Raw genomic sequence first — 24,786 nt, 5'->3', positions numbered from 1 at the left:
CATAAAAAATTGCACCAATAGTTAAGATCATATAGTTTAGGCTATATGGTCTTTTTATTTTTTAGAATGAAGGAGGTGAGCCTGATGGCAAAAGGCAAATATGAATATTGGTTAACACCAGATGGCTTGCTTAGGCTTGAAGCATATGCTAGAGATGGTTTAACCGATGAACAGATAGCTCATAACTTAGGAATCACGGCAAAGACATTGTATGAATGGAAAAACAGGTATGGTGAGATATGTGAGGCCCTAAAAAGGGGCAAGGAAGTTGTTGACATTTTAGTTGAGAATGCACTTTTGAAAAGGGCTCTTGGTTATTCCTACAATGAGGATAAATATATAAGTGTTAAAATGGATCAGGTAGAGTATTATGAAAAACTTGAGGCTTTCATGAATCATTATAAGTATGAGCATCCGGAGGCTACTGATTCAGATCTTATGTTGGTAAGAGAGCAATTTCCACAGACTAAAACAGTGTTGGTTGAAAGAAAGACAAAGGATGTTACACCAGATACTACTGCTCAAATCTTCTGGTTAAAGAACCGCAAGCCTAATGAGTGGCGTGACAAGCAAGACATAGAAGTCAGTGGTAATATTAACAATCCTTATGAGGGGATATCAACCGATGACTTAAAGAAGCTGATAAATGATGGATAAAGAGTTAATAAAGCTAGGTGCAAAGATAGAACTTGCAAGACGTGAGTTCTTTTTTTATTGTCAGTTAAAAGCTCCTGACTTCTATAAGTCTGATAGAAAGTACTTGGTTGAGTTATGCAATGAGTTCCAAGAGTTCTTAGATTCTGACGATGAAGTAATGATAGTTAATGAGCCTCCAAGACACGGGAAGTCTAGGACAGTTGGTAATTTGGTTGAGTGGGTGCTTGGTAAGGACCAAACACAAAAGATAATGACTGGATCATACAATGAAACCCTGTCCACCATGTTCTCTAAAAACGTCCGTAACAGCATTATGGAACAGAAAGCAGATAAATATAAGCCTGTGTACTCAGACGTGTTTCCTGGGGTGTCTATAAAGCGTGGTGATGGTGCTATGAATCTTTGGAGTTTAGAGGGTGGATATAACAATTACTTAGCTACTTCTCCAACTGGTACTGCAACAGGGTTCGGTTGTTCGCTTATGATAATCGATGACCTTATCAAGAATGCGGAGGAAGCAAATAATGAGGCTGTAAAAGAAAAACACTGGGAATGGTTCACCAATACAATGCTGTCCCGTCTGGAAGAGGGCGGGAAGATAATCATTATTATGACTAGATGGGCCTCTGATGATCTGGCTGGAAGAGCGTTAGAGCATTACAAGGAGCAAGGGGCAAAGATTCGTCATGTAAGCATGAAAGCTCTCGTTGATAAAGAAAAGAAACAAATGCTTTGTAGTGAAGTGCTTTCCTATAAATCTTATCTTGGCAAGATAAAGGCTATGGGCGAGGATATCGCAAGCGCTAACTATCAGCAGGAACCTATTGATCTGAAAGGCAAATTATATAGTAGCTTTAAAACATACGAAAAGTTTCCTATGGATGATAAAGGCAATCTCCTATTCACTGCTATTAAATCATATTGCGATACGGCAGACGAGGGAACAGATTATCTCTGTAATATTATTTATGGTGTTTATAATAAAGAGGCTTATGTCCTAGATATTTACTATACCAATGCACCGATGGAAGTTACTGAAACAGAAACCGCTAAAAGAATCCATGAACACGGTGTAAACGTAGCTGATATAGAAAGTAATAATGGTGGTCGAGGATTTGCCCGTTCGGTAGTAAGAATCCTAAGAGAAACATTTAAGAGTAATAAAACCAAGATTCGGTGGTTCCATCAAAGTAAGAATAAGATTGCTAGAATACTTTCTAACAGTACATGGGTTATGGACCACATTTATTTCCCTAAAAACTGGCGTGATAGATGGCCCGATTATTATAGTGCTATGTCTAAATATCAGCGTGAAGGCAAGAACAAACATGATGATGCGCCAGACGCTACAACAGGAATTGCTGAGCGCATTGATAAAGGCAATGGTGTATCGGTTTTAAAATAAAGGGAGGTAATATGGGTAAAAACATTGCAATTTTAATTGAAATATCAGTCTTAGCTAGGTTGGTAAATCTATTAAATGATATATTCTCCTATCTACCTAAAATACTTATAAATCAGTATTGGGTAGATTTAATCGTGTGTATAGCATGTATGATATTTTGCCTATTGGCTGGAGGCTGTATCATTGATGCACTGATTGAAAATATTAGGCAAAAACTGAATAAAGCAGGTGATAAAGGCAGGTGAGAAACATGGATTTAGAAACAATGAAAAAGGTGATTAAGAGGTATACAACAGGGCACACAAATTTTATTACTAATGCTGCTACAGCTGAAAGATATTACCGGAACAAGAATGATGTCCTAAAGAATAAGCCCAGGACAGAATCGGATGAGACTGAAAACCCTCTCCGTAATGCAGACAATCGGATACCGAGGAACTTCCACGGGTTATTAGTTAATCAAAAGGCAGCGTACATGTTCACTGCACCGCCTCTTTTCGATATCGGCGATGACGATTCCAACAAACGGGTTACAGAAGTTCTGGGAGATAGATACGCCAAGACTACAAAGGACCTATGTATTAATGCATCTAACTGTAGTGTAGCATGGCTTCATTATTGGATAAACTCAGAAAAAAAATTCGAATATGGTGTGGTCGATTCAAAGCAGATCATACCGATATGGACAGCTGATTTAAACAAGCAACTTAGTGGAGTCTTAAGAGTATACGAACAGCTGGATGATAATGATGGAGAACTATATACCATATATCAATACTGGAATGATACTGAGTGTCAGTCCTTCCGTAAAAAGACTTCCGATACTTTGGATGATGGGCTACAGTCTTATACAATGTTTTGTTCTTTTGTAGACGGTGAATCCTCACAGCAAGATACATTTATTCATGATTATGGCAGGGTGCCTTTTATACCTTTCTTCAACAATAATGTTGATTCAAGTGACCTTGAAAATATTAAAGCGTTGATTGATGTATATGACAAAGTATTTTCAGGATTTGTTAATGACTTGGAAGATATCCAGGAGATTATCTTTGTATTGACCGGGTATGGTGGAACTGATCTGGCGCCGTTCTTACAGGACTTGAAGAAGTATAAAACTGTAAAGCTGGATGATGATGGTGAAAATGTTCATGCAGGTATACAGACTTTGACCATAGACATACCTATAGAAGCCAGAGAGAAATTACTGGATATCACAAGAAAAGCTATATTCGAACAGGGACAGGGAGTTGACCCACAACCGGAGGCGTTTGGTAATGCTTCGGGGGTAGCTCTTAAATATTTATATTCTTTATTGGAATTAAAAGCGGGTCTAATGGAAACAGAGTTTAAACTTGCATTTGGAGAGTTTGTACGGGCAATATGTAAGTATCTTAATACAGAGTGTAAGACAATCATTCAAACATGGACACGTACTGCTATTACAAACGATTTAGAGCTTGCCACAATTGCTTCACAAAGCCAAGGGATTGTATCTGATAAGACTATTCATAAAAACCACCCGTGGGTAGAAGATGCTGACCAAGAAGCGAAGCAGATACAAAAGGAGCTATCCATGGAAAACGGTTATGATTACGCCCTGCAACAAGGTGGTGACGTAGACGATGGCGAAAAGTAGAGAGTACTGGAAAAAGCGATTTGAAAAGTTAGAGGACGATACGTATCGAAAGAGTAAGGCATATTACGATGATCTACAAGAGCAGTTTAGACGAGCTACAAGTGAATTAGAAAAAGATGTTTCTACATGGTATTATCGAGTTGCAGAGAATAACGAAATTAGCTATGCTCAAGCTAAGCGGTATCTGAATCGGAAAGAAGTCAAAGAGTTCCGTTGGACCGTAGATGAATATATTAAGTACGGTAAGGAAAATGCTCTTGATCAGAAATGGATGAAGGAACTTGAAAACGCTTCGGCTAGAGTACACATTACCAGGCTAGAAACAGTTAAACTCCAATTACAGCAGTCGGTGGAAAAGCTGTTTGTTGAGTACGAGGGCGGTGTCTCGGATTTGTTGAATAAAGCTTTTAAATCATCCTACTATAAATCTGCTTTTGAGATTGCGAAAGGCACTGGAGTAGGTAAGGATCTTCATGCACTAGACGATAATTTGGTAAGTAGTTTCCTTCGTAAGCCTTGGGCTGCTGATGGCAAGGATTTTAGTAGTCGTATATGGCAAGACAAAGAAAAGCTTATACGTGAGCTACATACGGAGCTTACGCAACAGCTGATACGTGGAAGTGATCCTGGTAAGACTATTGCAGCACTTGCCAAGAAGATGGATGTCAGCAAGAGCAAAGCCGGTAACTTGGTAATGACTGAAACAGCAGCTATACATTCAATGGCTCAGAAGGAATGTTATAAAAATCTTGAAATTGAAGAGTTTCAAAATGTAGCAACACTTGACCTTAGAACAAGCGATATTTGCATAGGGATGGATGGCACCCATTTTCCTATAAGTGAGTACAAAGTCAACGTTACTGCGCCACCTTTCCATTGTAATTGCCGCACTTGCACATGCCCTTACTTTAACGACGAATTCACCGAAGGAGAGGAAAGAGCAGCAAGAGATCCGGTTACCGGAAAGACACATAATGTGCCTGCGGATATGACATATAAGGAATGGCATGAGAAGTACGTTAAGGGCAATCCTCAAGCAGACCTTGCAGAGAAAAAGTCAAATAATACGCTTGCTGATCAGAAACAGTATGACAAGTATAAAAGTATCCTTGGAAAAGACACTCCTAAAAACCTTGATGATTTCCAAAATTTGAAGTATACTAATGATGAGAAATGGAATATGTTGCAACTGGCATATAAGGACCAGAAAGTACGTAATAATATCCGTTCTGATGATACCGTAAAAATAATTGAAACTGGTAAACAGGGCAAGCATATTAAAGGACATAATAATTATATAGAAGGTCGTAGTTACTTAACTATAACTGAGAAGGAAACCCAAGATTTAGTCAACAAGTATGCTGGTACAGGAGAAATCAAGAGAGATAACAGAGGGAACTGGAACAATAAAGAGGTTGTAGACTTTAAGAAGGAAATAGGTATCAGTATTGATAATCTGACTGGCATTGAATACGTCACAACTAAGGCGAAGATACACTACAGTAAAAAAGGTGTTCACGTAGTTCCGCATGGAAAGGAATGATACAAATGGATCTGTTAAGCGCATTAAAAAACATAAACGAATTAAATCAGAATACAAAATTAAAGATTCTATGTGTTGGAGGCATAGTGGTTGAGGGCACTTATGACAGTTACACTTCTGCACTGGATAATGAGCCAGAAGAAGCAGAAATAACTATTAGAGATGCTTCAAACAAAGGACTGGTTGAAATTTTAGAATCAGAAATAGAAACTATAGAAGTTATATCCAATTAACGTACCATCTATCGTAAACGGTAGGTGGTATTTTTATGCCTGGGAGGAGGATTATGAAGGTAAATGTATTAGGGACTGAATATGAAATAAAACGACGCAGTTACAACGAAGATAAGGATTTCAAAAAAAGAGATATAGTTGGTTACTGTGATGTAGTCATGAAAGAAATTGTTGTTTGTAACATTGCTACATATCCCGGTTATGAAGAAGAATCGCGAGAATACCACGCAGAGATCGAAAAGCAAACGCTAAGACACGAAATCGTGCATGCGTTTCTGGCTGAAAGCGGACTGTGGGACAACTCGTGTACTACTACGGGATGGGCGACAAACGAAGAAATGGTTGATTGGATAGCAATTCAGTTTCCTAAGATGATAAAGGCATTTAAGGAGGCTAAAGCGATATGAAAATACTATCAGCAACAGTAGATAAAAGACCAAAGACCTGCGCCGGATGCCCGATATGCGCTGAACGACGCAAGGATTATGAGTGTGGTCGAGTTGAGACAGTGCATAAAGGGCATGCAGTGCAGAGCGAGAAGGCTCCAGACAGTAGATGTCTGTTAAAGAAAGGTTAAGGTGACTATATGGGAAATGATGATTTTTTGAAGCTAGTAAAACAGATTGTGGTTGAGTATTTCAACAAGAATGCAGACAGGACCGACCATGCACGGATTATAGAAAGTGACGTGTTCATCGTCTGGTCATGTAAGACGTTGCAGAATAACAAAGCACTTGCAAGTACCACTGTTTCTGATGGAATGTACTACGAAATCACCCATAATGGAGATAAGCAGGAAACATATGTTGATGCATATAAGAAATGGGAGAATTTTGTTGTGAAGTAGAAAGGATGTGATCCTTCTTATCTCGCATTGAGACGTAGCGTATACGTCTTATTTTTATGTCCGGAATGACGCAAAACTATCGTCACTCTGCCGGAGAATAAACGGCTGAATCCCAACACCCGGAGAGCGGGAATAAAAATCTATGGAGGAATGATCTATGCAATGGTTATTAGACTTAATAGCAAAACACACAAAAGAGGGAGTACTAGATACAGAAGCTCTTACAAAAGAACTCAATACAGAGTTCCCAAAGCATGCAGTACCAAAGACAGAGTTTAATACTGTCAATGAACAACTTAAGACTGCAAATAATACAATTACTGATTTAAAGAAGAGCAATGGTGACAACGAGACATTGCAGACAACCATTAAGACTCACGAAACTACTATAGCAACACTTAAGGCTGAATCTGAAAAGGTTAAGAAGGAGTATGCCTTAAAGGATAAGCTGAAGGATTTAGGGGTTACTGATGCTGACTATCTGATTTACAAGCATGGTGGAATTGATAAGTTTAACTATGATAAGGACGGTAATCTGATAGGCCTTGAAGATTCCATAAAGCCATACAAAGAATCTCTTCCACATATTTTTAAGAATGCCAAATCAGGAACTGATTACAATCCTGCAGGTGGAGGAAGTTATACCGGAAAAAATCCATTTGCAAAAGATTCTTTCAACTTGACGGAGCAAGGGAAACTATTAAAAGAAAACCCGGCACAAGCTAAGGAGTTAGCAAGTGCTGCCGGAATAACAATTTAAGAAAGGTAAAGGTGATATAATGCCAGCAATAACAAGATTAAGTGACGTAATTGTACCAGAATTATTTAATCCATATGTAGTTAATCGAACTATGGAATTATCCGCACTGTTACAGAGTGGAATTGTAGTAAATAATAGTGAATTTGATGCCTTAGCATCTCAAGCAGCTCCTACGGTTAATATGCCATTCTTTGAAGATTTAAACGGAGAATCTGAGCAAGTCATTGAAGATAAAGATTTGGATGAAAACAAAATTACATCCAACAAGGACGTGGCAGTTATTATTAGACGTGCAAAGATGTGGGGAGCAACAGATTTATCTGCAGCATTGGCCGGCAGTGATCCAATGAAAGCTATAGGGGATTTAGTTGCAGGATTTTGGGCGAGAGATATGCAAAAAGAACTGATTGCATTGCTCAAAGGTGTATTTGGTTCTTATAAAGAAGGTGCTGATCCTATTACAAGAATGGCTAGCAACATTTCAGATATTTCCGCTTTAACTGGAGATAAGGCAAAGTGGTCTGGACCAGCGTTCATTGACGCACAACAATGTTTAGGAGATGCAAAAGAGCAGTTAACAGCTGTAGCAGTCCATAGCGCTACTGAAGCCTTTTTAAGAAAGCAAAACCTACTTGAAACTATTCAGCCATCAACTGGCGGCCCAATTAATATATATCAGGGTAAGAGAGTTATCATCGATGATGGCTGCCCTTATGAAGGTTCTGGAGCTAATATGGTATTTACATCTTATCTGTTTGGTGCCGGCGCAATTGCACTTGGTAACGGCTCACCAGTGGGCTTTGTACCAACTGAAACTGACAGAGCAAAACGAAAAGGTTCTGGTGTAGATTATTTAATCAACAGAAAGACCAATATCCTTCATCCACGTGGAGTTAAGTTCACGAATACAAATGTTGAGCTTACTGAAGGGCCTTCCAGGGAAGAATTAAGAGATGCTGAAAACTGGAAGCCAGTGTATGAGCCTAAGCAGATTCGTATCGTAGCCTTTAAGCATAAAATCGGATAGGATGTGACAATATGTTGGAGTTGTCAAAACTTAAAAAGTTGTTGGGGGTGAAGTCTTGCGATAAAACGAAAGACATTCCTCTTCAATTTGCTCTGGACGATACTCAGGACACGATTTTAAATTACTGCAATCTAAAAGAGCTACCGGTGGCACTTGAAACTACAGCTTATCGGATGGCTATGGATCTATACAGGAATGAATCTCCAGGGGAAGAAAGTACGCCCCTGGGGACAGTGTCCTCCATAAGCGAAGGAGATGCATCAACCAGTTTTAAAAGCCCTACGACTGAATTCAAGGACCACCTGTTAAAGGATTATAAAGCTCAGCTAAGAAGATTTAGAAAGGTGGGATTCCGATGAATAGGATAGCTGTTAAGCAAGCCAGGAAGGCTATAGAAATCCTTTATGATTCCACCTGTACTGTTATTGAATACCGAAAGGAAAAGGACCCTGTTACAAAGGTAACATCCAACCAAGAGGTTATTATACACTTGGATAAGTCGTGTCGGCTATCATATTCGAGTAAGAATAAGGCAAACCAGACGGATACTGCTAATGCTGTTGAACAGGTTATAAAGGTTTTCATTGCTCCGGAACTTGACATAAAGGCTGGATCTAAGTTGGTCATTAGCAGCAAAGGAAGAATGGTAGAATATAAAAACAGCGGTGTTCCAGCCGTGTATGATACGCATCAAGAGATTATTTTAGAGCTATTTAAGGGGTGGGCATAATGGGTAGAAATGGTGGTTGTAATTTTAGTGAATGGGAAAAGCTGAAAGCAAATCTTGAAGCAACAGATGAACAATTGAGCTTATTTATTGAATCGTGTGCAAAGGAATTGGCTGCAAGACTTCTTGCGAAGGTAATTAAAAGAACACCAGTCGGTCAGTATCCCTCAAGTACTGGAAAGAATGGCGGCACATTAAGAAGAGGTTGGACTGCAGGAAAGAACGCAACTGAATATGCACAGTCTTTAAAGGTTAATCATTTGGGCGACACTTATGTAATTGAAATTGTAAATCCTACGGAATACGCTTCTTATGTAGAGTTTGGGCATAGAACAAGCAATCACAAAGGCTGGGTGGAAGGTAAGTTTATGTTGACAATATCTGAACAAGAAATTAAAACTGCCGCACCTGCAATCCTTGAAAAGAAAATAAGTAAGTTGCTGGGGGGATGTTTCAAGTGATAAATGAAATTATTTATGGAATCAGCAAAGCAATCGACCAAGAGTTTGGTGACGGCTACGGCATACACACAGAATCTATTGAACAAGGTTTAGAAGAGCCTTGTTTTTTTATTTTGTGCTTGAACCCTACCAATGAACTATTCCTTGGGAAAAAATATTTCAGAACAAATCAGTTTTGCATTCAATACTTTCCTTCAACAGATAAAACTAGAATCGAGTGCGCTGATGTCCTTGATAGATTATTTGATTGCTTGGAAACAATCACTATCAATGAAGACTTGATCATGGGAACAAGAATGAACGGTGAAATAGTGGATGGAGTTTTAAACTTTATGGTTAATTTTAATCTATTTGTTTACAAAGATGCTGATAGAGCAGACGAAATGGATACAGTAACAGTCAAATCTGATGCGAAAGGATGATGACAGATGGCAATTAAAAAAATAGAAGAAAACGTTCCAATGTTTACAAAGGAACAATTGTTATCTTCAAAAAGATACAATGACAAAAAAGATATTATCAGTGCGATTCTTCATGATGAAAGATTATACTCACGTGAAGAAGTGGATGCACTGATTGAAAAGTTTATGAAAGGTAAGGTGAAATAGGTATGTCATTAGGTGGCGGAACGTTTGTTACGCAAAACAAAGTCCTTCCTGGCGCTTACATCAATTTTATTTCTGCAATATCGGCAAGTGAAAGCTTGACTGATAGGGGCATTGCTGCAATTGGCCTTGATCTTAACTGGGGCATCGATGGTGAAATATTTGAAGTAACCAACGCTGATTTTAAAGAAGAATCTTTGAGGATATTTGGGTATGAGTACACAGATGCAAAGATGAAGGGTTTAAGAGATTTATTCTTAAATGCAAAGATGCTCTATGCATACAAGTTGACTAGTAATGGAGAGAAGGCAACTAATGAATATGCAACTGCAAAGCATTCAGGTACCCGTGGTAATGATTTAAAGATAGTAATATCACTAAACGCTGATGAACCGGATAACTTCGATGTAAAAACTTATCTTGGAACCTTGATTGTTGATGCGCAGACGGTTGCGACAGCGGATAAACTGGTTGCAAATGATTTTGTGAAATTCAAATCAGACGCAGTACTTACTGTTACTGCAGGTACTGCGCTTTCAAATGGGTCCAATGGAGTGATTGACGGTGCTTCACATACAGCATTTCTTGCAAAAGCAGAATCCTACTCATTCAATGCAATCGGCGTTATTTCAACTGATGACGAAGTGAATGGCTTATATGCAGCATATGCAAAAAGAATGCGTGATGAGCTTGGTGTAAAGTTCCAAGCGGTAACCTACCATAAAGCTTATGATTATGAAGGTGTTGTAAACGTTAAAAACAAAGTAATAAATGCTGGATGGTCAGAAGCATCACTTGTTTATTGGGTGACTGGTATTATTGCCGGATGCGAAGTCAATAAATCTAACCTAAACAAGAGCTACAATGGCGAATTCACCATTGATACAAACTACACACAGTCACAGCTTGAAGCAGCGATCAAAGCAGGTGAATTCACACTACACAAGGTAGGTCCTAATGTTCGTGTTCTTGCTGATATTAATTCCATGGTCACTATATCAGATACAAAGAGTGATATCTTCAAAGAAAACCAGACCATCAGGGTAATTGATCAGATTGCAAACGATATTGCAGTTCTGTTTAATACAAAGTATTTGGGAGCAATTCCAAACGATGCATCAGGAAGAATTAGTCTTTGGTCAGATGTTGTGAAGCACCACAAAGCACTTCAAAACATTAGAGCAATTGAGAATTTCCAGGATTCTGATGTTGTTATAACACAGGGGGCAACCAAAAAATCAGTTGTTGTCAGTGATGTTGTAACTGTTGTTAATGCAATGGGCCAGCTCTATATGACAGTTACGGTTCAATAGGAAAGGAGGAATATCTGAATGGATAATGTAACTATGATTGGTAAGGATGCCGTTTCTGCTAAGTTAGCACAATGTTTCGTTACAATCGGAAGAAATAGATACAATTTTATGCAAGCGATCAATTTCGAAGCAAAGTTTGAGAAGACTAAAACAGAAATACCTATTCTTGGTAAGACTGGTGCGGGAAACAAGTCTACTGGATGGAAAGGAACTGGTTCAGCAACCTTCCATTACAATACAAGTATTTTCAGACAGATGATGATTGACTTCAAGAACACAGGCGAAGATGTTTATTTTGAAATTCAAGTAACCAACGAGGACAAAACAAGTGCAGCCGGAAGGCAGACAATGGTTTTCATTGACTGTAATATCGATGGCGGTATATTGGCAAAGTTTGATGCCGATGGTGAATATCTTGATGAAGATATGGATTTCACTTTTGAAGACTTCAATATGCCTGAAGCTTTCAAAATTCTTAGTGGTATGCTTTAATACTTTGACCCCTGATTTAATTAACAGGGGTCTTTTCTTTTAAAAAAATAAAAGGATAGGTGAAAATATTATGTCAAATTTTAATAGATTTATGAAACAGAACAAGGTACAGAAGGAAAATACTACTTACCCTGCGACCAAGTCGTTAACAGATGAAAAAGGAAATCCTTTGCTTTGGTCGATTAAGCCATTGACGACAAGAGAAAATGATGCAATTAGAGAGGACTGCACAATGGATGTGCCTGTAACTGGTAAGCCTAACATGTTTAGACCAAAGGTAAACACCTCTAAGTACATTGCAAAAATGATTTGTGCAGCTGTTATTGAACCAAATCTAAATGACAAGGAGCTTCAAGATTCTTACGGCGTCATGACTCCTGAAGAACTTTTAAAAGAAATGGTAGATGATCCTGGCGAATACGGAGACTTTGCTAATTTCGTTCAGCAGTTCAATGGATTCACAACCACTATGGATGACAAGGTGGAAGAAGCAAAAAACTAATAAACGAAGACTCTGATGCCACTTATGCGTATTACTGTCTTCACAAACTTAAAATATTGCCTTCAACATATGCGGCTATGGATGAAAATGAAAAAGCCTTCATTATCGCATCTATTAAAATCAGGGTTGAGAATGAGAAAAAGGAAAGAGCAAAAATAAAAAAGAAATAGAATTGGGGGTGAATGTGAATGGCAGGCATTTCGACCCAAATAAACATAGTTGATAGAATGTCAAGCCCATTGAACAATATCATAAGTGCTGTTGATAATGTTATTGGCTCATTACAAGATGTTGATGGTGCAATAAATCGAGGTTTTGATACTAGCGCAATTGATAATGCAAGAAGGTCCGTTGATTTAGCAAACAAACAAATGGAAGAAATTCATGGCAGCATTAAGAGGAATGAAGAAGCACAGCAAGGATTTAATCGAGAAGTCCAGAACGGAACTAATTATGCAGGCAACCTAGGTTCCACAATAAAAAATGCTGTTGGTGCCTTTTTGGGAATAGCAGCTGCTAAGAGCTCGATTAATTGGGTTCATGAGTCATTAGATTTAACTAATGTTTCAACAAATGCAGAAAGGCAATTACAAACTGTACTTAGTAATATAGGTGCTGCGGATGATGCATTTGATAAATTGAAAAATACAGCTTCCACCGTTCAAGGATATTCGCTTTATGGCGATGAAACAATGATTGGTGGCGCCGCAGAATTATCAACTTATATTAAGGATACAAAAGCTATTCAATCCATGATGGGTACACTGGCAAATTATGCTGCAGGTATGTCAGGTGGTGGTGAGGTTGGCTACCAGCAGATGGTTGAGTATGCAACACAACTTGGTAAGGCCCTAGATGGGACATATGATGGATTAAAGAAAAAAGGATTTGAATTGTCGGAAGCACAGCAAAAAATAATCGAAAAAGGCACTGACATGCAAAAAGCCTTAGTAATTGAAGATGTAATCAATCAGTCATGGGCAGATCTGGCTGTGCAGATGGCAAATACTCCACAAGGAGTGATTATACAGATGAAGAATGATTTTGTTGGAATTCGTAGGGAAATTGGAGCGGAATTATACCCGGCTGTGCTTTCATTGTTTGACACGATTCGTTCAAATATGCCACAAATAGAACAAGTACTTCATGGATTTGCGTCAGGGATTGAAAAGATTATATTTGTAATCAATAGAGTAATCGAAGTTGCAAGCACAATGTATAGCTTTATAGCTGATAACTGGCCTATAATTTCACCAATAATTTATGGTATTGTTGCTGCATTAACAGCATATTCAATTGCAATGGCAATTACAAATGCACTTGAAGTAATAAGTAACATATCTAAGGGTATTGCAGCTGTAAGAGCATATGCAGCGGCCGCAGCAAATACAGCACTTACAGCGGCAGAGATGGCAGAGGCTAAGGCAAAAGCAAGTGCTACAGCCGCACAATATGGTTTTAATGCTGCACTTCTTGCTTCGCCTATTACATGGATAATCATTGCAATTATTGCAATCATTGCTGTTCTGTATGCGGTTGTGGCTGCTATTAATAAGGTCACAGGTTCTACTGTTTCTGCAACGGGTATTATTGCAGGTTCGATTGCCTGGCTGGGTGCATTCATATGGAACACTGTTATAGGCGTACTCAATGGGATTATTCAATTATTATGGACGCTTTTTGTTGAGCCTTGGATTGGAATAATCGAGTGGGTTCTGAATGTCTTCGATGGCGGTTTCAATAGCTTCGGTGATTCAGTTGCTAACCTGATTGGACAGATTATTTCATGGTTCCTTTCACTTGGAAAAGTGGTCACTAAAATAATAGATGCAATCTTCGGTACAAACTGGACAGGAGGACTTAATTCATTACAGGACAGTGTTCTTGCTTGGGGTAAAAATGATAAAGCAATAACTCTTGACAGAAATGCACCAACTATCGATGCAAGAATTGCATATGGTGACGCTTGGGACGCAGGATATAAATTCGGTGAAGGTATTGATGATAAAATAAGTGGAATGTTTGGTGGAATGACAGATCAGTATGGTGATTTTTCATATGTTCCTGGAAACGTAAGTAAAATTGCTGATAACACAGGTGATATAAAGAATTCTGTAACTGCAACAAATGAAGAATTGAAATATCTTCGAGACGCTGCAGAACGAGATTCTATCAATAGATTTACCACAGCATCAATAAAGGTTGAGATGGGCGGCGTAAACAATACCGTAACAAACAATCAAGACCTTGACGGAATGATAGACTATCTATCTGAAAAGATTGGCGAGGAGCTTAATAATACAGCCCAAGCCTATAACAAAGGTTAGGAGGTATAGATGTATAAAGTTTATTTATGGGATATGCTTCTGCCAATTACGCCTTCAAAAATTGTCACAAAAATAAACAATCAGAATAAAACGTTAACGTTACTTAATGGCCAGGAGATCAATTTAGTAAAATCTCCTGGTCTTACTGATATTAATTTTCAAATGATACTACCAGGAAATAAATATCCTTTTGTCATTGGTAGTTACAAATCGCCAAACTGGTATCTTAACAGATTACAGGAACTGAAAGTTAATAAATTTTATACTACACTGTTAGTATCAAGAGAAATCAAGGGCAGAGAGTGGTTCAAGCAAGAGATGGATGTTACCCTCGAAGACTACTCCATAACGGAAGATTCTAAAAACGGGTTCGATTTAGTTGTTGATGTCAAACTCAAGCAATACATCGATTATGGAGTTAAATACGTCATACTTGAAAATGTAAAGGATGGTGTAGTTGAGAAGAAAACTAGATCCTCTTCCAAGACAATCCCAAAAACTTATACCGTTGCGAATGGTGATACTCTTTGGGCCATTGCTAAGAAGTTACTAGGAGACGGTTCAAAGTGTTGGAACCTAGCAAAATTAAACAATATCAAAAACCCTAATATTATCTTTGTTGGACAGGTTTTAAAGATTCAGGATGTTCCGGCAACAACGCAAAAAAGCACATCCACATCTCAGAAAACAGGTAGTTCGAGTACGTCGTCTATCACTACTACTGCATTGGGTGGAAAGAGTGATACTATGAAAAAAGCAACAACTTCCGCCCCACTTAGTAATACTGGTATACTTCAGGCAAAATTATCTGGTAACGAAGGACAAGGCAGTTATGATCTCAGAAAAGATTGGTTAGGAGGCTTAAATGTACCAGGTCAGCTTAATAATAAAAAACAAACTGTATTTCCCCGTAGTGAGTGGTGGGCTAGTATGGACCACGGAACGTAAATCGACGCCTGGATCAATTAAGCTGTCAGTCATTAAGGATGAATCAATGAAGATAGAAGAAGGGTGTCAAATCGCTTTGGTTGACGATGAACTCGGTGTATTTTATGGGTATATCTTTACAATCAGGGAAACAAAAGACGATTTGCTAGAGATAATTGCATTTGATCAGCTTCGGTACCTAAAAAACAAAGATACTTATGTTTATACTGCTTGGAGTACTGGGGACCTATTAAAGCGTATAGCAACAGATTTTAAGCTAAAGATTGGTACAGTTGATGATACTGGAATTAAGCTTAAATTAGCAGAAGTAGATACAGAACTATTTGATATGCTTAACAACTCAATTGCACATACAGTAGAAATAACAAAAGATCTTTATGTTATGTATGATGATTATGGAAAGCTATGTTTAAGAAAAGCTAGTGATTTGATTCTAAATATATTAATCGATGAATCTTCTGCAGAGGATTATGTCTTTACGAGAAGTATTGATGAGAGCACTTATAACAGCATCAAACTTGTATACGAAAATAATAAAGCGGGAACCCGTGAAGTATACAAGGTTTATGACAGTAGTACGATTGAAAAGTGGGGTGTACTACAGTACAGCGAGCAGATTCAAAACCAAAATATAGCTAAGGATAAAGTTGAAAAGCTCCTAAGTATGCATAATACGCCGAAACGCACTTTACAGATAAAGAATTGTCTTGGTGACAGTAGAGTAAGAGCAGGGTTTAGCATTATTATACCGATGCTTGATACTAATGGTGAAAAGAAGTTTCATCCTATGTTTGTCGAGAGTGCAAAGCATACTTATGAAGCAGACGCTCATTTTATGGACTTGAAGTTAACAGGAGGTGTTATCAATAGCTAATTTAGTGCAGTTAATTAAAAAGGCAGCATGTGACGCTGTAGAGGCTACCAAGCCTACGCAATTCCTATATGGAAAAGTCACATCTATTAATCCGCTTACAGTATCTATCAACCAAAAAATAGTGCTTACAAGCGGATTTTTAGTTGTACCAGAACACTTGACAGACCATAAGATGACAGTCGAGTTCATGGGCGCCGAAACTACCTATACATTTAAAAATGCTCTCCAAATTGATGATAAGGTGGTACTCTTACAGCAAAAAGGTGGACAACAGTACCTTTTGTTAGATAAGGTGGTGGATAACTAATGGTACCACAAATTGATTTTGATATAACCACTCTTGAAATCACAGAAATGCCAAGTAAAACATTTGCACTATCTAGAAATAAAGTTATAGGCACTGTGGATGGACTGGAGGCGATTAAGCAATCCGTTTATATGGCTTTGAGTGTGGAGCGCTATGAACATCTTATCTATAGCTGGGATTACGGCGTTGAGCTAGAAGACCTTTTCGGAAAAGACCCTGCGTATGTATACCCTACATTAATAGGTCGCATTGAAGAAGCATTGCTGCAAGATGACCGTATTCTTGGTGTGGATGAATTTAGTTTTGCATCTAACAAAGGAAGTGTGACGGTCAAGTTCACGGTTCATACCGCTTATGGTGATATTGAACAGGAGAAGGAGGTGAATATCTAATAATGTATGAGGATATGACATATGAAGTAATTTTAAATCGAGCCCTTGCCAGAATTCCACCCGGAATTGATAAACGAGAAGGTAGTATGATTTATACTGCAGTTGCTCCGGTATGTGCAGAGTTAGCGCAGATGTATGTAGAGCTCGAAGGAATTATGAATGAATCCTTCGCTGATACTGCTTCGAGAGACTTCCTTATTCGCAGAGCTGCAGAGAGAGGTCTGACACCAAAAGAAGCAACTTATGCAGTTGTCAAAGGCGTAATTAATATTGATATACCAATCGGCGCTAGATTTACTCTGGATAAATTTAGTTATAGGGCAACAGAGAAGATATCTGCAGGAGCATTCAAGCTCACCTGTGAGACTCCTGGAAGTTCGCCTAACAGCTCAACAGGGGTATTGTTACCAGTGGAATACATCGATGGGTTGACAAGTGCAAGTATCACCGAAATACTCATTCCTGGCGAAGAGGAAGAAGATACAGAAGTATTCAGAAAACGATACTTTGACAGCTTAGATGCTCAGGCATTTGGTGGTAATCGTGCGGATTATAAAGCAAAGGTATTGAGTCTTGATGGTGTAGGGGCTGTAAAAATATATCGTGCAACTAATGTTTCAGGAGAAGAAAGCGGAGGAAATGTTAAGCTAGTGATACTTAACTCCGATCATGCAAAGCCTAGCGCAACTTTAGTAGATAGTGTTCAGTCTACCATAGATCCGATTACAAATGGCGGTGATGGTTTAGGACTAGCTCCTCTATGGCATTTTGTTCATGTCACCGGTGCGGACGAAACAGTTATTAATATTACAACCACAATTACTTACCAAAGCGGATATACCTATGAGGACGTAAAAAGCTATATTGCTTCGGCAATCGATGGCTATTTCAAAGACTTAGCCAAGAGCTGGCAGGATGAGGGCAGCTCCGGATTGGTAGTGAGAATTAGCCGTATCGATGTTGCCCTACTAGGCATTCCAGGAATAGTTGATGTCACTGGTACGATGTTGAATGGTAGTGCTGTTAACATTGAGCTTGATAAAAACGCAATACCGGTTAGGGGGTCTTTAAATGGCAGCTAATCTTATCAGCTATGTACCAGGAGTGCTCCAAGAAGTGCGTGAGTTTAAGGCAATAACAACTGTAGAAAATCCAGAAATAGATAATCTTTCAGTTTCGCTTGGCCTTGCATTAAACAATCAATTTATTGGCTACTTGGATAATTACGGTTGCTCTCGATGGGAAACGATGCTTGCTATCAAACCGTTGGATACAGACACACTTCAGGAACGTAATTTTAGGATTCTGGCCAGAGTGAACGAGCAATTGCCTTACACGTATCGAAGCTTGGAGGAACGGCTTGCAGACTTATGCGGTAAAGATGGATATTCAATTGTCATGGATAAAGCTAAATATATTTTAAATGTAAGGATTGCACAGTCGGCAAAGAAAAACTTCAGCGCTGTTGCAGAACTCCTGGACAGGATTACTCCTTGCAATTTAATCTTATCAATTTCCTTATTATATAACACTCATAATATGGTGGGCGGTTTCACACACAATCAATTGTCTGCTTACACATATGGTCAGATTAGAGAGGAGGAAAATCTATAATGGCAAAATATACAGAAAAGCTAAATCTCAAAAAGCCGGAACCAACGGACTTTTATAATATAAAAGACTTCAATGACAACATGGATAAAATAGAAGAACATAAGCATAAGGCCAGTGATATCACAGACTTACCAGAAAGTTTGCCGGCTAATGGTGGAAATGCTGATACTGTTAATAATCACACAGTAAAATCAGACGTTCCATCAAATGCAAAGTTCACCGATACAGTTTATGCACACCCAGAGACACATGATGCAAAAATGATTACAGGGCTTCCTGAAAAACTACCTGCTAATGGTGGTAACGCACATACTGTAGATGATTTGCACTTTCTAGTACTTACTCAAGCCGCCTACGATGCTTTATCTACTAAGGATGCCAATACGATTTACTTTACAACATAAGGAGGGATTGTATGGCAGGATTTAAGCAATTAACAAAATTACCAAAAGGGTTTATTGGTACAACAAAGCTAAAAAATGGATATAAAGGTGCAATAAAATTTTGGAGTAACGGAAAAAAAGTATTAGTAGGTTATGGATATGCCCAAATTGCTTATAGTGAAGACGGAATAAATTTTACTGTTTCCAATTTTGTACCAACCAGTTATCTAAGGGCATTTGGTGGAACTTTTTTCAAAGGTAAGTTTTACATTTATGATAACTCTTATTCTATCTATTCATCTAAAGACTGTGTAACTTGGACGCAGGTGTATGCAAATACTAGTAATGGGCAAAAGAGCAATAATAAGACAATGGCTACAAATGGAAATATACTTGTACTGTTTGATGAAAACCAAGGAGTCCTGTATTCCTACGATGGAATAAACTTTACAAAGAGTTCGTTAGTACAAACTGGCGTACTAACAATAGTAAATAAATTAAGGTGTATTAATGGTGTATTTTTTGCCTTGGGAACAAGTGATGAAACAATATTCAAGTCTACTGATGGAATAAATTATGTAAAAGTAACAAGTACCTATTCTGACAATTATTTTACTGATATATGCTTTTTTAACGGATATTATTATGCGTGTAAAAATTCAACAGGTAATTGTATACACAGATCACAAGATGGAACAACATGGACCATGCTAACTACAAAGGGTATCAGTACTCCTTGGTATCTCAATATTCTACAAGGCAGGTTTGTGGCAATGAATGGAGTTGGCACTATTTGGAGGTCATCAGATGCAATTACTTGGAATTTAGATCTTTATGCAGACGGAATAAATCATAGAATTGATGATTATATCGTTGATGATGAATCAGGTAGGATGTATCAAGTTGGTAACAATAGCACAGTTTCAAATTGTATTTATACCACGACAGGAGCTGATTTAAACTATACAAACTTACCGGCAAATAGCAACCAATCACCCATATGCGCAGTATTGGAGGGAGAATAGTGAAATTATTATTAGATTCAAGGAAACTAATTATAGCTATAAGTACAGAAATTACATTTGGAACTTTCGAAGGTGAAGAAAAATGGAAAGTTGGTAATATATATTACATCGATAATTGGTTTACTGTAACCGATGTTGACGATGTTCCAATCGATGTAATACCCAATAAGTATTTCTATATCGATGGAGAATTTGTTTTAAATCCAAATTGGGCGAACGCACCAGAAGATATTAGTGAGATTAATAAACGTTTTGATGCAATGCTATTGAACAAGGCAGAATCCGAGTTGGAGATAGATGAACGTTTATCATTACTCGAACTTGGTCTAGCATAGAATGGAGAAAGACTATGAATACATTTAATAACTGTATGATAGTAATCACAAATCAGAAGAAAACAAGAGAACAAATGCTTTCTCTTATGGACCTCTATGTAATGAACAACAGAATTACAGCAGAGCAGTACCAGGAGTTAGTAGATAAGATGGATCAAGTAGGATTAGAATAATCATTGCATACATAGAGCGCTTAGGCGCTCTTTTTTGTATGCGGAAAGAGGAAGAATGGAGAAGTTTATTACAGGCTTACAATATATTATATCTTTGCTTGGAGCGTTTTTAGGATGGTTTCTTGGTGGTGTAGACGGTTTTATGACAGCACTCATTTGGTTTGTTGTCGTGGATTATCTTACCGGGGTAATGGTAGCGATTATTGAGAAAAAGCTATCAAGCAAGGTAGGATTTAGGGGAATATTCAAGAAAGTTATTATTTTCTGTTTAGTTGGTATTAGCAATATATTAGATATTTATGTAATTAAGACCGGAAGCGCCATAAGACTTGCTGTTATTTCTTTCTATATCTATAATGAAGGTGTAAGTATATTAGAAAATATTTCGGTTATCGGTTTGCCGGTACCAGAAAAATTAAAAGATGCATTAATTCAAGTAGGAAACCATGATAAGAAGGAGGATGAATAGTAATGGCTGAATATAAAAAACTTATGACTGATCAGGAACTGCAAGCGAAAGTATTAGACATCGTAAATAACCACAAGACCTGTTATGCGCTCGGCGGAACAGGACAGCTAGTTACAGATGCATTTATCGACCAGAAAGCTAAGCAACTACCTTCATGGTACACACCATCACGTATTAATGAGCTTAAAAAGTTAGTAGGCAAAGGTTACTATGCCTTCGACTGTTCCAACCTAATTAAAGCGATTTTATGGGGTTTGTTTAATGGAAAGCAAGGTGTTTACAACTCTAATACTGTCCCAGATACTAATGCGAACGGTCTTATTAATTTATGCGAAGATGTAAGTACGGATATGTCTAATATTAAGCCAATGGAATTGATCTGGTTTGATGGACACGTTGGTCTTTACCTTGGAAATGGTGAGTGTATCGAGTGTGCACCTAGTCTTAATAAGGTTGGCGTTACAAAATTAAGCTATCAAGGCAAGTGGTGTAAGCATGGTAAGCTCCCATGGATTACTTATACAGAGCAAGAAAAACGTCAGCTTAAGCTTACCACTCCATACATGCGTGGGGATGATGTTAAGAAGCTGCAGCAACTAATCGGAGTTACACCAGACGGTATCTATGGACCTGCAACAGATAAAAGAGCACATGAAATACTAGGTTTGCTCGGAATATAAAAAATAGCCCCTCGGTTATGCTGAGGGGCCTTATTTTATTTGAACAAGTTTTTTAATATAGAAGACAGACTAACACTTGTTTTATTATAAACTTTATTATATGCTGCTTTCTTTGGATTCTTTAACCATCCCATACCCTTCTTACCGTATCCAGGTATAAGAGCTTTCTTTATCTTTCGTTTTGCTTTTCCAGTTGTGCGAGCTTTAAAACTCTTTTTTAAACTTGGTTTTCTAATACCGTATTTCATAGCCACCTCCGGTTCCATATTATGGTCATATAGTAACATTTTAGATATGATTAGGCAATAAAAAAGTGCCCATTACCCAAGCACTTTATACTATACTACTCTTGGTAGCCCTTCTGGAATTGCGGCGACTGCTAAACTTACGCTAGTCATAAACATATCAAATAATTCACGTCCTTGTAAGGTACCAAGTAAAAATATAGCGATACAAATACCTAAAGCTGCAATACCTAGAGCTTTCCCAGTCTTTTCAAGACGTTTTTGGAGTGGTGTTTCTGGAGTCTCATCTTCCATTATCATTCGCGCAATTGTACCAACTTCAGTACCCATACCAATTGCAGTAACAACCGCAATCCCACGACCAAAGGTGATTACACCGGTTGCAGGCACTAGGTTCTTTCTATCTCCTAGCATCGTGTTTTCTTTTAGAATTACATTGGCATCTTTTTCAACTGGATGTGACTCTCCAGTAAGCGCAGACTCATCAACGCGAAGATTAATGCTAGTAATGAGGCGTGCATCTGCTGGTATGTAGTGTCCTGTTTCTAAGTAAATAATGTCTCCCGGTACAAGTTCCGTGGAGGGAAGTGTGATTCGTTTACTATCACGTAATACTTCTGCGGTTGGTGCTGACATTTTCTTAAGTGCTTCGAGTGATTTTTCAGCCTTTTCTTCTTGTATAACTCCCAAGATTGCATTTAAAAATATTATGGCGAAAATTATGATGGGGTCTATGTAATCTGCATGACCCTTTAGCAGGGAGATAAAAAAGGATACGACAGCCGCAGCGATTAATACTATAATCATAAAATCCTTAAATTGCGAAAGGAAGCGGGAGAGAATGCTTTTTCCCTTTTTTGCCTCCAGTTGATTTTTGCCGTATTCCTGTTGCCGTTTTTGTGCCTCTTTTGTGCTAAGCCCAGTTGAAGCATTAACTTTGAGAGCTTTTAAGGTATCTTGTATGGATCTTGTATGGAATAGCATTGCATTCACTCCAAATCCTCTTCAAAAAAATATATGAGTAAATTAAGAAATTATGAGATGTATGTTCCAAAGAAATATTGGATAGTATAGAAAGTGAGGAAGAATTTGACATGTTATTGCAAAGTATGTTACCATTGGTTGAAATAATGTGATTACAATTCCATTGGCTTTCGATGATAGGTCATTTAAATAAATTCTAGTTGTGAGGGCTATATGATATTTAGTACAAAAAAATTAGATCCACGTTATAATAATGCAAGTGCTTTTCTGATTGCACTGTTTTCTCTTAATACAGCAGCTTCCACATTATATTTGGCTTTAATGGAATATACCGCATATTTTGTGAATGGTATTATAGGATTTTCGGTCGTATTAACATCAGTTGTATTAACAGCACTTAGAGTCTTTGACGGACTGATTGATCCATTTATCGGTTATGTCGTAGACAGAACGGAAGGAAAATACGGAAAATTTAGACCTTTTATGGTGCTTGGGAATGCATTAATGGCGATTAGCTCTTTGTTATTATACTATTGTTCTTACACAATACCAAAAGCTATCAGGTTACCGATCTTTGTCTTAATTTATATTATCTTTGTTTTTGGTTACACATTTCAGATGCTGGTAGCAAAAGCAGGCCAGACAGTAATGACGAATAATCCGAAGATGAGACCTTTATCCACCTATTTTGACTCTCTTTTTATTACTGCAAGCTACGGCGGAACGGCCCTCTATGCGCAAACATTTCTTGCGAAGAAGTATGGCGGGTTTAAAAATCCTAAGTTATATCAAGAATTAACGCTCTGGATTGTACTAATCGGTGGAATTTGTACGATTTGTGCAGTAATTGGAATATGGAGTAAAGATAGAAAAGAATACTATGGAAGTTCTGATCAAGTCACAAAGATTAATATGAAAGATTATGTTAGCATCATGAAACATAATAAGCCAATCAGAATGTTAGTAACGGCTGCTTCAGTGAATAAATTCACCTCTATGGTTTACAGTAATATAACAGTTGGTGTTATAATTTTTGGAATCATGATGAAAAACTATGAATTGTCAGGTCAGATTGGTTTAGTAACCGCCATTCCAAATTTACTCGTTGTGTCAATTGGTGTTATGGTGGCTCAGCGTTTAGGACAGAAGAAGGCCTTTGAATCTTTTACATGGTTAGCGATTTGTTTTCAAATCATTATGACATTCTTATTATTATTTGGTAATTTAACTCAAATTGGTTTAACAAAATGGAATATGATTTCACTCTTATTTTTTGGAATCTTTATCTTATTAAATGGTTGTAAGACAGTAAGCAATAATATTGTCGTACCAATGATAGCAGATTGCTCTGATTATGAGGTGTATCGTAGCGGGAATTATATTCCTGGTATCATGGGAGCACTATTTTCGTTAATTGACCAAGTTGTTTCTGCTTTTGGGACTGCTTTTGTAGGACTTGTGGTTGCTATGATTGGCTTTCGAAATGCCTTACCACAAATAGAAGATAAGCTAACTAACTCGTTAAAAATGGTGGCGATTTTATGCTATTGTATCATACCAATAGGGGGATGGTTACTTTCTTTACTTTCAATGAAACATTATAGTTTAGATAAAGAGAAGATGCGTGAAATTAATCTAAAAAATAGTATTGAAGATAACCATTTTGAAAAATTAAGCTAATGTTTATTAACCAGTAAGTAAAAAAAGTCATTGTTTATTATTAAATCATTCAACTTTTATCATTCAAGCTGAAAATAACCTAATTCACGCAAATCTATTGATTCCTTTCTTTGCTTAGTATATTCTGTATATATCAAAG

34 protein-coding genes are annotated in these 24,786 nt (G+C 37.7%); 32 read left to right on the top strand and 2 right to left on the bottom strand.

Annotated features, from left to right (window positions below):
- Positions 1 to 84 precede the first annotated feature (84 nt).
- From CPHY_RS15380 to CPHY_RS20950, 31 genes are all read left to right on the top strand, one after another.
- A complete protein-coding gene (locus CPHY_RS15380) occupies positions 85 to 657 on the top strand; it encodes a helix-turn-helix domain-containing protein (RefSeq protein WP_012200980.1) in 573 nt (190 codons plus the stop codon).
- Complete coding sequence (gene terL, locus CPHY_RS15375; protein ID WP_012200979.1) at positions 647 to 2,062, top strand: phage terminase large subunit; 1,416 nt, start codon at positions 647 to 649, stop codon at positions 2,060 to 2,062. Before CPHY_RS15380 ends, terL begins: the two co-directional genes overlap by 11 nt.
- A gap of 11 nt (positions 2,063 to 2,073) precedes the next feature.
- Positions 2,074 to 2,307, top strand: coding sequence for a hypothetical protein (locus CPHY_RS15370; protein WP_041703720.1), 234 nt, complete (start codon positions 2,074 to 2,076; stop codon positions 2,305 to 2,307).
- A 5-nt stretch (positions 2,308 to 2,312) separates the two neighbouring features.
- A complete protein-coding gene (locus CPHY_RS15365; RefSeq protein WP_012200978.1) occupies positions 2,313 to 3,701 on the top strand; it encodes a phage portal protein in 1,389 nt (462 codons plus the stop codon).
- Positions 3,688 to 5,244 carry a polymorphic toxin type 50 domain-containing protein gene (locus CPHY_RS22195; RefSeq protein WP_012200977.1) on the top strand — a complete coding sequence of 519 codons (1,557 nt, stop codon included), beginning with the start codon at positions 3,688 to 3,690 and terminating at the stop codon, positions 5,242 to 5,244. Before CPHY_RS15365 ends, CPHY_RS22195 begins: the two co-directional genes overlap by 14 nt.
- Positions 5,245 to 5,249: 5 nt before the next feature.
- Positions 5,250 to 5,477 (top strand): hypothetical protein, encoded by a 228-nt coding sequence (locus tag CPHY_RS15355; RefSeq protein ID WP_012200976.1) that lies wholly within the window; start codon positions 5,250 to 5,252, stop codon positions 5,475 to 5,477.
- 53 nt (positions 5,478 to 5,530) lie between these two features.
- A complete protein-coding gene (locus CPHY_RS15350; RefSeq protein ID WP_049762400.1) occupies positions 5,531 to 5,884 on the top strand; it encodes a hypothetical protein in 354 nt (117 codons plus the stop codon).
- A 179-nt stretch (positions 5,885 to 6,063) separates the two neighbouring features.
- The gene (locus tag CPHY_RS15345) at positions 6,064 to 6,324 is read left to right on the top strand and encodes a DUF6275 family protein (RefSeq protein WP_012200974.1); all 261 of its coding nucleotides are present in this window, start codon (positions 6,064 to 6,066) and stop codon (positions 6,322 to 6,324) included.
- Between the two features lie 157 nt (positions 6,325 to 6,481).
- Positions 6,482 to 7,084 carry a phage scaffolding protein gene (locus CPHY_RS15340; RefSeq protein ID WP_012200973.1) on the top strand — a complete coding sequence of 201 codons (603 nt, stop codon included), beginning with the start codon at positions 6,482 to 6,484 and terminating at the stop codon, positions 7,082 to 7,084.
- A gap of 19 nt (positions 7,085 to 7,103) precedes the next feature.
- Positions 7,104 to 8,111, top strand: a complete 1,008-nt coding sequence (locus tag CPHY_RS15335) for a hypothetical protein (RefSeq protein ID WP_012200972.1) — start codon at positions 7,104 to 7,106, stop codon at positions 8,109 to 8,111.
- Positions 8,112 to 8,158: 47 nt separating this feature from the next.
- Positions 8,159 to 8,470, top strand: coding sequence for a head-tail connector protein (locus CPHY_RS15330; RefSeq protein WP_330370828.1), 312 nt, complete (start codon positions 8,159 to 8,161; stop codon positions 8,468 to 8,470).
- Positions 8,467 to 8,841 (top strand): hypothetical protein, encoded by a 375-nt coding sequence (locus CPHY_RS15325; RefSeq protein ID WP_012200970.1) that lies wholly within the window; start codon positions 8,467 to 8,469, stop codon positions 8,839 to 8,841. The genes CPHY_RS15330 and CPHY_RS15325 overlap by 4 nt, the downstream gene beginning before the upstream one ends.
- Positions 8,841 to 9,299: an HK97 gp10 family phage protein gene (locus CPHY_RS15320; protein WP_012200969.1), complete on the top strand. Its 459-nt coding sequence runs from the start codon at positions 8,841 to 8,843 to the stop codon at positions 9,297 to 9,299. The genes CPHY_RS15325 and CPHY_RS15320 overlap by 1 nt, the downstream gene beginning before the upstream one ends.
- Positions 9,296 to 9,721 (top strand): phage tail terminator family protein, encoded by a 426-nt coding sequence (locus CPHY_RS15315; protein ID WP_012200968.1) that lies wholly within the window; start codon positions 9,296 to 9,298, stop codon positions 9,719 to 9,721. Before CPHY_RS15320 ends, CPHY_RS15315 begins: the two co-directional genes overlap by 4 nt.
- Positions 9,722 to 9,727: 6 nt before the next feature.
- Positions 9,728 to 9,907, top strand: a complete 180-nt coding sequence (locus CPHY_RS15310) for a hypothetical protein (protein ID WP_012200967.1) — start codon at positions 9,728 to 9,730, stop codon at positions 9,905 to 9,907.
- Between the two features lie 2 nt (positions 9,908 to 9,909).
- Positions 9,910 to 11,217 carry a phage tail sheath family protein gene (locus CPHY_RS15305; protein WP_012200966.1) on the top strand — a complete coding sequence of 436 codons (1,308 nt, stop codon included), beginning with the start codon at positions 9,910 to 9,912 and terminating at the stop codon, positions 11,215 to 11,217.
- A gap of 18 nt (positions 11,218 to 11,235) precedes the next feature.
- The gene (locus tag CPHY_RS15300) at positions 11,236 to 11,709 is read left to right on the top strand and encodes a phage tail tube protein (protein ID WP_012200965.1); all 474 of its coding nucleotides are present in this window, start codon (positions 11,236 to 11,238) and stop codon (positions 11,707 to 11,709) included.
- A gap of 70 nt (positions 11,710 to 11,779) precedes the next feature.
- Complete coding sequence (locus CPHY_RS15295) at positions 11,780 to 12,211, top strand: phage tail assembly chaperone (protein ID WP_012200964.1); 432 nt, start codon at positions 11,780 to 11,782, stop codon at positions 12,209 to 12,211.
- 188 nt (positions 12,212 to 12,399) lie between these two features.
- Positions 12,400 to 14,538: a hypothetical protein gene (locus tag CPHY_RS15290; protein ID WP_012200963.1), complete on the top strand. Its 2,139-nt coding sequence runs from the start codon at positions 12,400 to 12,402 to the stop codon at positions 14,536 to 14,538.
- 9 nt (positions 14,539 to 14,547) lie between these two features.
- On the top strand, positions 14,548 to 15,486 hold the full coding sequence (locus CPHY_RS15285; protein ID WP_012200962.1) for a LysM peptidoglycan-binding domain-containing protein: 939 nt from the start codon (positions 14,548 to 14,550) through the stop codon (positions 15,484 to 15,486).
- Positions 15,404 to 16,360, top strand: a complete 957-nt coding sequence (locus CPHY_RS15280) for an XkdQ/YqbQ family protein (protein WP_012200961.1) — start codon at positions 15,404 to 15,406, stop codon at positions 16,358 to 16,360. Before CPHY_RS15285 ends, CPHY_RS15280 begins: the two co-directional genes overlap by 83 nt.
- Entirely contained in the window at positions 16,344 to 16,667 is a 324-nt protein-coding gene (locus CPHY_RS15275) for a DUF2577 domain-containing protein (RefSeq protein WP_012200960.1), read from the top strand. Before CPHY_RS15280 ends, CPHY_RS15275 begins: the two co-directional genes overlap by 17 nt.
- Positions 16,667 to 17,059, top strand: a complete 393-nt coding sequence (locus CPHY_RS15270; protein WP_012200959.1) for a DUF2634 domain-containing protein — start codon at positions 16,667 to 16,669, stop codon at positions 17,057 to 17,059. The genes CPHY_RS15275 and CPHY_RS15270 overlap by 1 nt, the downstream gene beginning before the upstream one ends.
- Before the next feature lie 2 nt (positions 17,060 to 17,061).
- Positions 17,062 to 18,141, top strand: a complete 1,080-nt coding sequence (locus CPHY_RS15265) for a baseplate J/gp47 family protein (RefSeq protein WP_012200958.1) — start codon at positions 17,062 to 17,064, stop codon at positions 18,139 to 18,141.
- Positions 18,131 to 18,673 carry a YmfQ family protein gene (locus CPHY_RS15260; RefSeq protein WP_012200957.1) on the top strand — a complete coding sequence of 181 codons (543 nt, stop codon included), beginning with the start codon at positions 18,131 to 18,133 and terminating at the stop codon, positions 18,671 to 18,673. Before CPHY_RS15265 ends, CPHY_RS15260 begins: the two co-directional genes overlap by 11 nt.
- Complete coding sequence (locus CPHY_RS21525) at positions 18,673 to 19,077, top strand: phage upper tail fiber protein (protein ID WP_012200956.1); 405 nt, start codon at positions 18,673 to 18,675, stop codon at positions 19,075 to 19,077. Before CPHY_RS15260 ends, CPHY_RS21525 begins: the two co-directional genes overlap by 1 nt.
- A gap of 11 nt (positions 19,078 to 19,088) precedes the next feature.
- On the top strand, positions 19,089 to 20,081 hold the full coding sequence (locus CPHY_RS15250; protein ID WP_012200955.1) for a WD40/YVTN/BNR-like repeat-containing protein: 993 nt from the start codon (positions 19,089 to 19,091) through the stop codon (positions 20,079 to 20,081).
- Positions 20,081 to 20,416: a hypothetical protein gene (locus tag CPHY_RS15245; RefSeq protein WP_012200954.1), complete on the top strand. Its 336-nt coding sequence runs from the start codon at positions 20,081 to 20,083 to the stop codon at positions 20,414 to 20,416. The genes CPHY_RS15250 and CPHY_RS15245 overlap by 1 nt, the downstream gene beginning before the upstream one ends.
- 14 nt (positions 20,417 to 20,430) lie before the next feature.
- Positions 20,431 to 20,589 carry a hypothetical protein gene (locus tag CPHY_RS21815; protein WP_157668734.1) on the top strand — a complete coding sequence of 53 codons (159 nt, stop codon included), beginning with the start codon at positions 20,431 to 20,433 and terminating at the stop codon, positions 20,587 to 20,589.
- Between the two features lie 55 nt (positions 20,590 to 20,644).
- Complete coding sequence (locus CPHY_RS15240; protein WP_012200953.1) at positions 20,645 to 21,058, top strand: phage holin family protein; 414 nt, start codon at positions 20,645 to 20,647, stop codon at positions 21,056 to 21,058.
- A 2-nt stretch (positions 21,059 to 21,060) separates the two neighbouring features.
- Positions 21,061 to 21,738 (top strand): C40 family peptidase, encoded by a 678-nt coding sequence (locus tag CPHY_RS20950; RefSeq protein ID WP_012200952.1) that lies wholly within the window; start codon positions 21,061 to 21,063, stop codon positions 21,736 to 21,738.
- 35 nt (positions 21,739 to 21,773) lie between these two features.
- Here the strand turns inward: CPHY_RS20950 and CPHY_RS15230 are convergent, their stop codons facing one another.
- Both CPHY_RS15230 and CPHY_RS15225 read right to left on the bottom strand, forming a co-directional pair.
- Positions 21,774 to 21,986 carry a hypothetical protein gene (locus tag CPHY_RS15230; RefSeq protein WP_041703719.1) on the bottom strand — a complete coding sequence of 71 codons (213 nt, stop codon included), beginning with the start codon at positions 21,984 to 21,986 and terminating at the stop codon, positions 21,774 to 21,776.
- Positions 21,987 to 22,076: 90 nt separating this feature from the next.
- Positions 22,077 to 22,967, bottom strand: coding sequence for an HAD-IC family P-type ATPase (locus tag CPHY_RS15225; RefSeq protein WP_012200950.1), 891 nt, complete (start codon positions 22,965 to 22,967; stop codon positions 22,077 to 22,079).
- A gap of 213 nt (positions 22,968 to 23,180) precedes the next feature.
- On the opposite strand from CPHY_RS15225, the gene CPHY_RS15220 reads away from it, so the two are divergent.
- Positions 23,181 to 24,647, top strand: coding sequence for an MFS transporter (locus tag CPHY_RS15220; protein WP_012200949.1), 1,467 nt, complete (start codon positions 23,181 to 23,183; stop codon positions 24,645 to 24,647).
- Positions 24,648 to 24,786 lie beyond the last annotated feature (139 nt).

The organism is Lachnoclostridium phytofermentans ISDg (genome assembly GCF_000018685.1).
In the GTDB taxonomy this organism is placed as follows: Bacteria; Bacillota; Clostridia; order Lachnospirales; family Lachnospiraceae; genus Lachnoclostridium; species Lachnoclostridium phytofermentans.
This window is presented reverse-complemented; position numbering and strand designations above follow the sequence as displayed.

What these genes read in the sequence shown, in the direction of transcription:
- CPHY_RS15280 (WP_012200961.1), top strand. Translation starts at nt 15,404, where the DNA reads ATGTACCAGGTCAGCTTAATAATAAAAAACAAACTGTATTTCCCCGTA.
- CPHY_RS15265 (WP_012200958.1), top strand. Translation starts at nt 17,062, where the DNA reads ATGTATGAGGATATGACATATGAAGTAATTTTAAATCGAGCCCTTGCC.
- CPHY_RS15225 (WP_012200950.1), bottom strand. Translation starts at nt 22,967, where the DNA reads ATGCTATTCCATACAAGATCCATACAAGATACCTTAAAAGCTCTCAAA.
- CPHY_RS15345 (WP_012200974.1), top strand. Translation starts at nt 6,064, where the DNA reads ATGGGAAATGATGATTTTTTGAAGCTAGTAAAACAGATTGTGGTTGAG.
- CPHY_RS15270 (WP_012200959.1), top strand. Translation starts at nt 16,667, where the DNA reads ATGGTACCACAAATTGATTTTGATATAACCACTCTTGAAATCACAGAA.
- CPHY_RS15325 (WP_012200970.1), top strand. Translation starts at nt 8,467, where the DNA reads ATGAATAGGATAGCTGTTAAGCAAGCCAGGAAGGCTATAGAAATCCTT.
- terL (WP_012200979.1), top strand. Translation starts at nt 647, where the DNA reads ATGATGGATAAAGAGTTAATAAAGCTAGGTGCAAAGATAGAACTTGCA.
- CPHY_RS15305 (WP_012200966.1), top strand. Translation starts at nt 9,910, where the DNA reads ATGTCATTAGGTGGCGGAACGTTTGTTACGCAAAACAAAGTCCTTCCT.
- CPHY_RS15355 (WP_012200976.1), top strand. Translation starts at nt 5,250, where the DNA reads ATGGATCTGTTAAGCGCATTAAAAAACATAAACGAATTAAATCAGAAT.
- CPHY_RS15335 (WP_012200972.1), top strand. Translation starts at nt 7,104, where the DNA reads ATGCCAGCAATAACAAGATTAAGTGACGTAATTGTACCAGAATTATTT.
- CPHY_RS15300 (WP_012200965.1), top strand. Translation starts at nt 11,236, where the DNA reads ATGGATAATGTAACTATGATTGGTAAGGATGCCGTTTCTGCTAAGTTA.
- CPHY_RS22195 (WP_012200977.1), top strand. Translation starts at nt 3,688, where the DNA reads ATGGCGAAAAGTAGAGAGTACTGGAAAAAGCGATTTGAAAAGTTAGAG.
- CPHY_RS20950 (WP_012200952.1), top strand. Translation starts at nt 21,061, where the DNA reads ATGGCTGAATATAAAAAACTTATGACTGATCAGGAACTGCAAGCGAAA.
- CPHY_RS15310 (WP_012200967.1), top strand. Translation starts at nt 9,728, where the DNA reads ATGGCAATTAAAAAAATAGAAGAAAACGTTCCAATGTTTACAAAGGAA.
- CPHY_RS15365 (WP_012200978.1), top strand. Translation starts at nt 2,313, where the DNA reads ATGGATTTAGAAACAATGAAAAAGGTGATTAAGAGGTATACAACAGGG.
- CPHY_RS15240 (WP_012200953.1), top strand. Translation starts at nt 20,645, where the DNA reads ATGGAGAAGTTTATTACAGGCTTACAATATATTATATCTTTGCTTGGA.
- CPHY_RS15340 (WP_012200973.1), top strand. Translation starts at nt 6,482, where the DNA reads ATGCAATGGTTATTAGACTTAATAGCAAAACACACAAAAGAGGGAGTA.
- CPHY_RS15230 (WP_041703719.1), bottom strand. Translation starts at nt 21,986, where the DNA reads ATGAAATACGGTATTAGAAAACCAAGTTTAAAAAAGAGTTTTAAAGCT.
- CPHY_RS15290 (WP_012200963.1), top strand. Translation starts at nt 12,400, where the DNA reads ATGGCAGGCATTTCGACCCAAATAAACATAGTTGATAGAATGTCAAGC.
- CPHY_RS15370 (WP_041703720.1), top strand. Translation starts at nt 2,074, where the DNA reads ATGGGTAAAAACATTGCAATTTTAATTGAAATATCAGTCTTAGCTAGG.
- CPHY_RS15350 (WP_049762400.1), top strand. Translation starts at nt 5,531, where the DNA reads ATGAAGGTAAATGTATTAGGGACTGAATATGAAATAAAACGACGCAGT.
- CPHY_RS15260 (WP_012200957.1), top strand. Translation starts at nt 18,131, where the DNA reads ATGGCAGCTAATCTTATCAGCTATGTACCAGGAGTGCTCCAAGAAGTG.
- CPHY_RS21815 (WP_157668734.1), top strand. Translation starts at nt 20,431, where the DNA reads ATGAATACATTTAATAACTGTATGATAGTAATCACAAATCAGAAGAAA.
- CPHY_RS15380 (WP_012200980.1), top strand. Translation starts at nt 85, where the DNA reads ATGGCAAAAGGCAAATATGAATATTGGTTAACACCAGATGGCTTGCTT.
- CPHY_RS15295 (WP_012200964.1), top strand. Translation starts at nt 11,780, where the DNA reads ATGTCAAATTTTAATAGATTTATGAAACAGAACAAGGTACAGAAGGAA.
- CPHY_RS15320 (WP_012200969.1), top strand. Translation starts at nt 8,841, where the DNA reads ATGGGTAGAAATGGTGGTTGTAATTTTAGTGAATGGGAAAAGCTGAAA.
- CPHY_RS15285 (WP_012200962.1), top strand. Translation starts at nt 14,548, where the DNA reads ATGTATAAAGTTTATTTATGGGATATGCTTCTGCCAATTACGCCTTCA.
- CPHY_RS15220 (WP_012200949.1), top strand. Translation starts at nt 23,181, where the DNA reads ATGATATTTAGTACAAAAAAATTAGATCCACGTTATAATAATGCAAGT.
- CPHY_RS15250 (WP_012200955.1), top strand. Translation starts at nt 19,089, where the DNA reads ATGGCAGGATTTAAGCAATTAACAAAATTACCAAAAGGGTTTATTGGT.
- CPHY_RS21525 (WP_012200956.1), top strand. Translation starts at nt 18,673, where the DNA reads ATGGCAAAATATACAGAAAAGCTAAATCTCAAAAAGCCGGAACCAACG.